Here is an 8,086-nt window from a genome sequence, read left to right as displayed (position 1 = left end):
TGAGCCGCTACGCGGCGGTGATCATTGTTTGTATCTGGACTGCCTCGATCGTGCTGGCCGGGTGGCTGGGATATCTGTATTTCGCTGACTGACTGCCAGGCCGTTCAGCAGGGAAACCGCCGCCAATGAAGCCCGGACGGATCGCGCTTTTCCCGGGATTCCGTCGCCATGCGGCGCCGCTCAAACAAAGCGCGGGATCGGGCCGTTCTGCGGGGTCACGTCGTCGCCGAGGTCGACAAACACCTCGTCGACATAGCACCATGCCCAGCCTTCCGGCGGATCGTAGCCCTCGATGATCGGATGCTTGGTGGCGTGAAAATGCCTGGTGGCGTGGCGGTTGGGCGAGTCGTCGCAGCAGCCGACATGGCCGCAGGTGCGGCAGAGCCGCAAATGCACCCATTGCGACCCGCTCTTCAGGCACTCCTCGCAGCCGAGCGCGCTCGGCGTCACCTTCCTGATGTCGCGCGTATGCCTGCATTCATCCATCATGGTCTCCCTGCTGTTTGAGGTGCGTCCGCGCGCGCGAGATATGCATGCAATGCCGCGACCACCTGGGCGCCTTCGCCGACAGCCGCCGCGACGCGTTTGACCGAACCGGCGCGGACGTCGCCGATGGCGAACACGCCGCTGCGGCTGGTCTCCATCTGCGCCGATCCCAGCTCCGATCCGGTGCGCACGAACCCCCTGGCGTCCAGCGCCACACCGCAATTCGCCAGCCAATCGGTGTTCGGGTCGGCGCCGATGAAGAGAAAGAGATGGCGGATCGGGCGCGTCGTTTCCGCGCCGCTGGCGCGGTTGCGCCATCGCACCGTGCCAAGATTGCCCTCTTCGCCGTCCAGCGCCTCGATTTCGGTCCCGGTCAGCACCTCGATGTTCGGCTGCGCCTTGATGCGTTCGACCAGGTAGCGCGACATGCTGGCATCGAGGCTGCCACCGCGCGCCAGCAGCGCCACTTTGCGCGCATGACTGGCCAAGTAGACAGCCGCCTGCCCGGCCGAATTGCCGGCGCCGACCAGCGCCACTTCCTGGTCCGCGCAAAGCCGCCCTTCAATGGGCGACGCCCAGTAATGCACGCACGTTCCCTCGAACCGCGCCAGATTGGCGATGTCGAGGCGGCGATAGCGCGCGCCGCTGGCGATCACCACGCTGCGCGTGCGCACGTCTCGCCATCACCGACATCGAGCAGATAGCGGGCGCCTGACGCGTCGGAGGCGGCGCTCAAAAGCTTCGCCTCGTCCGGGATGACCATTTCGACGCCGAATTTCTGCGCCTGGTTGTAAGCGCGCGCCATCAGCGCCATGCCGGTAATGCCTGTGGGGAAACCAAGATAGTTCTCGATGCGCGAGGATGCACCGGCCTGTCCGCCGAAGGCGCGGCAGTCGAGCACGATCGTCGATAGGCCTTCGGAGGCCGCATAGACCGCCGCCGCCAGCCCTGCCGGGCCGGCGCCGACGATGGCCACGTCATAGACCGTATCGGCATCGATCGGCCGCAGCAGGCCGATGCAGCGGGCGAGGTCCTTTTCGCCGGGGTTCATCAGCAGCCTGCCGTTTGGACAGAGCACGATCGGCAGGTGGTGAGGATCGACCTCGAAGCGTTCTACCAGGGTTTTGGCGCAGGGATCGCTGCCGGAATCGAGCACGCGATGCGGCTGGCCGCTGCGGGCGAGGAAGCCCTGCAGGCGCAACACGTCGGCATTGTCCTGGGGTCCGATGATGATCGGCCCGCTGGTAGCGCTCTCCAAAAGCCCGACGCGGCGCAGGATCAGCGCCCGCATGATGCGCTCGCCGAGATTGGCCTCCTGCACCATCAGGTCGCGCAGCCGCTGCGAGGCGATGACGAACGCCTCCACCGGTTCGGCGGCCTGCGCATTGACCAGCGAGGGACGGGCCGAAAGCTGCGCCAGCTCGCCGACAAAGCTGCCGGGGCCATGGGTGACGATCGTCTCGCGCCGGCCGAGCCCGCCGTCCTGGGTGATGTCCACGCTGCCCGACAGCACGACGATCAGACCGGGCGCCACATCGCCTGCTTCGATGATGTGCTCGCCGGCGGCATAGGCGCTGGCCTCGCCGAACCGGCGCATGCGGTCGATGTCCACCTCGGCCAGCGTGGGGAACGCCTGGTCGCGGCGGGCACCGAATATCTGGGTGGTGGATTGAGCCATGGTTTTGAGCGTAGCGAAGCGGGCGCGGAGTTTGAAGCGGTTTGTGAGGGGACTGGCCGGAAGGGGAGGTTGGCGGCAAAGAAAAAGCCCGGACGAGCCGGGCTTTTTCTCTAAGTTTCTGAACCGGCGAATGGTTCGAAACGGGAATTTGGTGCCCAGAAGAGGACTCGAACCTCCACTCCTTGCGGAACACGGACCTGAACCGTGCGCGTCTACCAATTCCGCCATCTGGGCTGGTGCGGGCTCATGTAAGCGGGCAAGCGATTGCTGTCAACGCGCTTTTTTCGCAGGTGCTCCGTTCGCCGGCTCAGTCGTCCAGCACTTCCTTCGAAGCGACGGTGGAATCGGCGTTGAGCTGGTAGATGACCGGCACGCCGGTGCCGAGTTCCAGCTTGACGATCTCCTCGCCCGACTTGCCGTCCAGCGCCATGATCAGCGCGCGCAGCGAGTTGCCGTGCGCGGCGACCAGCACCGTGCCGCCGCGCAGCACGTGCGGCTGCAAATCGTGCAGATAGTAGGGCCAGACGCGGGCGCCGGTGTCCTTCAGGCTTTCGCCGGCGGGCGGCGGCACGTCGTAGGAGCGGCGCCAGACATGCACCTGCTCCTCGCCCCATTTCTTGCGGGCGTCGTCCTTGTTGAGGCCGGAAAGGTCGCCATAGTCGCGCTCGTTGAGTGCCTGGTCGCGGATGGTCTTCAGGTCGCTCTGGCCGACCGCGTCGAGAATGTGCTGGCAGGTTTTTTGCGCCCGGATCAGCGCCGAGGTGAAGGCGATGTCGAATTTCAGGCCGCGCGCCTTGAGCTTCTGGCCGGCGGCCTTGGCCTCGGCGTGGCCCTGTTCGGTCAGGTCGACATCGCGCCAGCCGGTGAACAGGTTCTTCAAATTCCATTCGCTCTGGCCGTGGCGTACGAGCACGAGGGTTCTCGACATGTTTGCTCCTTCAAGAGCAATTCCAGGAAAAGTGTGACGCGGTTTTCCGCCCGGAATTGCGTTAGACAAAGAGGTTTATGGATCAGGCCGGCTCAGCTGAGGCCGAGCACGTCCCGCATCGAATACAGTCCCGGCTTCTTGCCGCGCGCCCAAAGCGCCGCCTTGACGGCGCCCCGAGCGAAGATGGCGCGGTCCTCGGCATGGTGGGCAAGCGTGATGCGCTCGCCGGTGCCGGCCAGCATCACGCTGTGGTCGCCGACGACAGAGCCGCCGCGCAGGGTGGCAAAGCCGATCGAGCCTGTCTTGCGCACGCCGGTGTGGCCGTCGCGGACGCGTACCTCATTGCCTGAAAGCTCGATACCACGCCCGGCGGCGGCGGCTTCGCCCAGCAGCAGCGCTGTGCCCGATGGCGCGTCGACCTTGTGCTTATGGTGCATTTCGAGGATCTCGATGTCGAAATCGTCGGCATCGAGCGCGCGTGCCGCCTGCTCGACCAGCACCGCCAGCAGATTGACGCCGAGGCTCATATTGCCCGACTTGACGATCGTCGCATGGCGCGCCGCCGCCGCGATTTTCGCATTGTCGTCGGCCGTGCACCCGGTCGTGCCGATGACGTGAACGATGCGCGCCTGCGCCGCATAGCCCGCGAATTCGACCGTCGAAGCAGGCGTGGTGAAGTCGAGCACGCCGTCTGCCTTGGCGAAGACCGGCAGCGGATCGTCGCCGATCGGCACGTTGATGATACCGATGCCCGCCAGTTCGCCTGCGTCCTTGCCCAGATAGGGCGAACCCGCCCGCTCGACCGCGCCGATGACCCGCGCGCCGGGGATGGTGTGGATGGCGCGGATCAGCGTCTGGCCCATGCGGCCGGCAGCGCCCACCACCACCAGGCCCATATCGCCTGCTTCGCTCATGTGCTCCTCACAGCAGTCTTCTTCGCACGCGTGGCCCGGACCGGAGTTTGGATCGGCTCGCGGTCCTCGACAAGCCCCAGTCCCTTCTTGCCCTGGATGCGGTGGAAGCGGGAATAGATGCTGTCCGGGTCGGCCATCAGCGTCGCATGGGTGCCTTCCTCGACCAACCGTCCCTCTTCCAGCACGATGATGTGGTCGGCATTGACCACCGTCGACAGCCGATGCGCTATGACGATGGTGGTGCGGCCTTGCATGACTTGGGTCAGCGCTTCCTGGACGCGCGCCTCCGCCTCGTTGTCGAGCGCCGATGTCGCCTCGTCGAGCAGCAGGATCGGTGCCTGGCGCACGATGGCGCGGGCGATCGAGACGCGCTGGCGCTGGCCGCCGGAAAGGGTCGAGCCGCCTTCGCCGACCGGCGTGTCGTAACCTTGCGGCTGCTGGCGGATGAACTCGTCGGCTGCCGCCTGTTTCGCCGCCTGCTCGATCTCGGCGTCCGTGGCCGACAGACGGCCGTAGCGGATGTTGTCGCGGATCGTGCCTTCGAACAGATAGGGCGCCTGCGCCACATAGGCGATCGACTGCCGCAGCGAATGCTTGGTTACCTTCGAGATGTCCTGGCCATCGACCTCGATGCTGCCCCGGTCGACGTCGTAGAAGCGCTGCAAGAGGGCCACCAGCGTCGATTTGCCGGCGCCCGACGCACCGACGATCGCCGTCACCTTGCCGGCCGCGGCGGTAAAGCTCAGGTCCCTAAGCACCGGCATGTCGGCGCTGTAGCCGAACGTCACATTGTCGAAACGCACCTCGCCGGTGGTGATCCTCGCCTCGACGGCATCGGGTGCGTCGCCCTGTTTCGGCTCCAGGTCGAGCAACTCGTAGATCATGCGCGCGTTGACCAGGGCACGTTCCATGCCCACCTGTGTGCGCGCCAGGCGTCTTGCCGGATCGTAAGCCATGATCAGCGCGGTGATGAAGGAGAAAACCGCGCCCGGCGGCTGCCCAAGATACAACGCCCGGTAGCCGGAATAGGCAAGTACGGAGGTGATGGCGAGACCGCCCAGAATCTCGGAAATCGGCGACAGCCGCTCCGAGACGCGGGCGATCTTGTTGTTACGCTGCTCGGCCGTGTCCGCCATGATGCCGATGCGGCGCGCCAGCTCGGCCTCCAAGGTGAAGGCCTTGACGATGGCGATGCCTTGCGTGGCTTCCTGCACGGACCCGTTCAGCCGCGAATTGATCAGGACGGATTCCCGGTTGATACGCCGCAGTCGGCGGGTGATATAGACGACGGCCCAGATCAGTGGAGGGCCGATCAGCAGCGAGCTGAGCGACAACACCGGATCCTGATAGATCATCACGCCGACGAGAGCGACCAGCGTGACCGCGTCGCGGCTGATGGAGGTCAGTGTCAGCGACAGCAGATCGCGAACGCCGCCGACATTCTCGCTGACCTGTGCCGCCAGCCGACCGGAACGCGTATCGTTGAAGAAGTTGACGCCGAGCTTCATCAGATGGTCGAAGCTACGCTTCTGGTAGCGCGCGACCAGATTGTTGCCGATACTGGCCAACGCGACTGCTTGGCCGTAACCGGCGAAGCCGCGCAGCAGGGAGGCCCCCATGAAACCGGCGCAGATCAACCAGAGCATATCGCCGCGTCGTTCGTAGAAGATCTGGTTGATCATCGGGGCCATGATCCACGCCGTGAAGGCGGTGGTGCCGGAAACGATCAGCAGGCAAGAGACGGCGACGACATAGGTCCAGCGATACTCTTTGCCGTTTTCAGCGAGGATGCGGCGGAGCACCGCTGTGACCTCGCCGGGCCGGGCTTTTTGTTTGTTTGGAGCTTCAAGTGTCAAATCGGGAGCGCTTTGTGGTTTTCCGCCTCGTGGGACCGGGGCTGCAAATTCGGCACCCCTCTTAACGCCCTGCGGCCTGATTGCCTATGCCCGCACCTGATTAACTTCGTCGCGGGGCGCGAGCGCTTCGCTGGCTTTCAGGCCTGCCAGCGCCGGCCCTCCGTCTGGACACCGAACAGCAAGGGGTTCCTGGCATAGGCGGCAAGGCCCAGAAGTGCGGCCAGCGGGTGGGTGATGACGTAGACCGGCATGGTGCGCATCATCGCGCTGTGCGGCGCCTTGTCCTCGAAAGCGGCGCGGAAATTGCCGGCTTTCAGCGCCGGCACGATCTTCTGCGCGATGCCACCGGTGAGGAACACGCCGCCGCGGCTCATGAACACCAGAGCAAGGTCGCCTGCGGTGCGCCCAAGGCAGGTGACGAAAATCTCCAGCGCTTCCACTGCAACCGGATCGGTTTTCGCAAGTGCCGCGGCAGTGATCTCGGCCGGCGTGGTGAAGGGCGACGGCTTGCCGTCCGCCTTGGCCACCGCCCTGTAGACATTGACCAGACCGCGTCCGCACAGGATCTGCTCGCCCGAAACGCGGCCTTCGAGCTTCTCGATATGCGGAAAAACCTCGAAATCGCGCGGTGTGCGCGGGCCGATGTCCATATGGCCGCCCTCGCCGGGCACCGGTATCCAATGGTGCAGCGCATGGACCAGCCCGGCGACGCCGAGCCCGGTTCCGGGGCCGAGCACGACGCGCCCGGCATTGGGCTCCGGCGTGCCGCCGCCGATCTTTTCCATGTGCTCCTCGCCGAGCGCAACGACGGCCAGCGCCTGCGCCTCGAAATCGTTGAGCACGACGATGTCGCTCAGGCCGAGGCTGGCGAACATTTTCCTCGGCTTGACGATCCAGGGGCAGTTGGTCAGCTCGATCTCGTCGCCGTCGACCGGGCCAGCCACCGCCAGCACCGCCGATTTGGGACGCACCGACGAGCGGTCGAGCACGGCCGCCTGGATCGCCTCGTCGATGGTGTTGTAGTTCGCCGTCTGGACGATGGTCGGCTCGCCTGCCTCGGAATTGGCGTCGAGCACGATCGAAAAGCGCGCATTGGTGCCGCCGATGTCGCCGATCAGGATCGGAAACCGCAGCAAAGTGTCGTCGTCGCCTGTGCGTGGCATGCTCTCGTCCGTCTCCGGCGCCCCCGACGGCATCTGGCCGTTCTTCCGTTGACTAGCGCATGGGTTTGAAAAGGGAAACGGTTTTCGATCCCGGCGGCGCGCTGAGGCCGGCTCTGCGGCCAAACCGCCACGGTTTCGCAAAAATGAGGCGCTGAACCGATTGAGCCTGCCTATAAGGCTGTAAGCTATAAGCCGTGATCGTCAGTTTCCAGGCGGCCGCGGTCGCGGCAGCGGCACGCCGATCTCGGGCGTCGCCGTGAAGGCGTTCACCGTGCTTGGCAAGCCGGCGGCGGCCGGGGTGGCGGGCAATGACGGCGTTTCGGGTTCGGGCGCGGCGGCCGCGACCGGCACGCCGCCGCCATGGTAGGTCGCCGCCTCGGCCGAGTCCGGCCCCGGCGCGTCGAGCACCGCGCGGCATTCGCCCGGCAGGTTCGCCATCGTCATCAGGTCGCGGGCCTTGGGCGCATCCGGGTTCTTGTTGGGGCGCCAGGGCTCCTGCGTGAACCACCAGGCCAGCGGCTTGCCGCAACCGTCATCGTCCGGCGTCGCCTCCTGCGCCTTGCAGCCGGGCGATCCGGGCTGACAGCCGATGCGCATGTGGAAATGATAGTCGTGGCCCCAGAACGGCCTGACCTTGCGCAGCCAGAAGCGGTCGCCCTTGACGGTGTCGCAGAGCTTTTTCTTGATGCCCGGATTGACCAGGATGCGCTCGACCTGGCCGTAGCTCGCCGCCCGCTTCAGAAGCCTTGTGTGCGCTGGCGTCCACAGCGCGTCCTTCACCAGATGGGTCTTCTCATCGACCATCAAGGTGGCGCTCATCGATTCGCGCTGCGCCATCGACAGCGGGCGGCTGGGCATCGGCGTCAGCCAGATGTCGGCGTCGAGCCCGATCTGGTGCGAGGCATGTCCTGTCAGCATCGGGCCGCCGCGCGGCTGCGAAATGTCGCCGATCAGCAGGCCTGGCCAACCATCGGCCGCTGCGTCGCGCGACAATTTCTCGACTACCGCGATCATCGCCGGATGGCCCCAGCGGCGGTTGCGCGACGGCCGCATCACCTGCC

At 65.8% G+C, this 8,086-nt stretch carries 6 protein-coding genes, 1 tRNA gene and 1 pseudogene; all 8 read right to left on the bottom strand.

What is annotated here, in order from left to right; genetic code table 11:
• Positions 1–180 precede the first annotated feature (180 nt).
• Positions 181–489, bottom strand: a complete 309-nt coding sequence (locus tag EN939_RS12570; RefSeq protein WP_027040253.1) for a UBP-type zinc finger domain-containing protein — start codon at positions 487–489, stop codon at positions 181–183.
• A pseudogene (locus EN939_RS12565) lies at positions 486–2,164 on the bottom strand (FAD-dependent oxidoreductase). Before EN939_RS12565 ends, EN939_RS12570 begins: the two are co-directional and overlap by 4 nt.
• Before the next feature lie 149 nt (positions 2,165–2,313).
• Positions 2,314–2,398, bottom strand: a tRNA-Leu gene (locus EN939_RS12560).
• 73 nt (positions 2,399–2,471) lie between these two features.
• Entirely contained in the window at positions 2,472–3,092 is a 621-nt protein-coding gene (locus EN939_RS12555) for a 2,3-bisphosphoglycerate-dependent phosphoglycerate mutase (protein ID WP_127268270.1), read from the bottom strand.
• 92 nt (positions 3,093–3,184) lie between these two features.
• On the bottom strand, positions 3,185–4,006 hold the full coding sequence (gene dapB, locus EN939_RS12550) for a 4-hydroxy-tetrahydrodipicolinate reductase (protein ID WP_127268269.1): 822 nt from the start codon (positions 4,004–4,006) through the stop codon (positions 3,185–3,187).
• Positions 4,003–5,862: an ABC transporter ATP-binding protein gene (locus EN939_RS12545; RefSeq protein WP_127268268.1), complete on the bottom strand. Its 1,860-nt coding sequence runs from the start codon at positions 5,860–5,862 to the stop codon at positions 4,003–4,005. Before EN939_RS12545 ends, dapB begins: the two co-directional genes overlap by 4 nt.
• A 137-nt stretch (positions 5,863–5,999) precedes the next feature.
• Positions 6,000–7,025, bottom strand: a complete 1,026-nt coding sequence (locus EN939_RS12540) for a glucokinase (protein WP_127268267.1) — start codon at positions 7,023–7,025, stop codon at positions 6,000–6,002.
• Positions 7,026–7,226: 201 nt separating this feature from the next.
• The coding region (gene mepA / locus EN939_RS12535; RefSeq protein ID WP_127268266.1) for a penicillin-insensitive murein endopeptidase at positions 7,227–8,086 on the bottom strand (860 nt) is incomplete at its 5' end.

The organism is Mesorhizobium sp. M7A.F.Ca.CA.002.05.1.1 (assembly GCF_003998335.1).
Lineage (GTDB): Bacteria > Pseudomonadota > Alphaproteobacteria > Rhizobiales > Rhizobiaceae > Mesorhizobium.
The sequence above is the reverse complement of the archived record's forward strand: the minus strand, read 5'-3'. Positions and strand labels throughout refer to the sequence as shown.

Excerpts from the sequence above, each read along its gene's own strand:
- EN939_RS12570 (WP_027040253.1), bottom strand. The coding sequence starts at position 489 with ATGATGGATGAATGCAGGCATACGCGCGACATCAGGAAGGTGACGCCG.
- EN939_RS12555 (WP_127268270.1), bottom strand. The coding sequence starts at position 3,092 with ATGTCGAGAACCCTCGTGCTCGTACGCCACGGCCAGAGCGAATGGAAT.
- dapB (WP_127268269.1), bottom strand. The coding sequence starts at position 4,006 with ATGAGCGAAGCAGGCGATATGGGCCTGGTGGTGGTGGGCGCTGCCGGC.
- EN939_RS12540 (WP_127268267.1), bottom strand. The coding sequence starts at position 7,025 with ATGCCACGCACAGGCGACGACGACACTTTGCTGCGGTTTCCGATCCTG.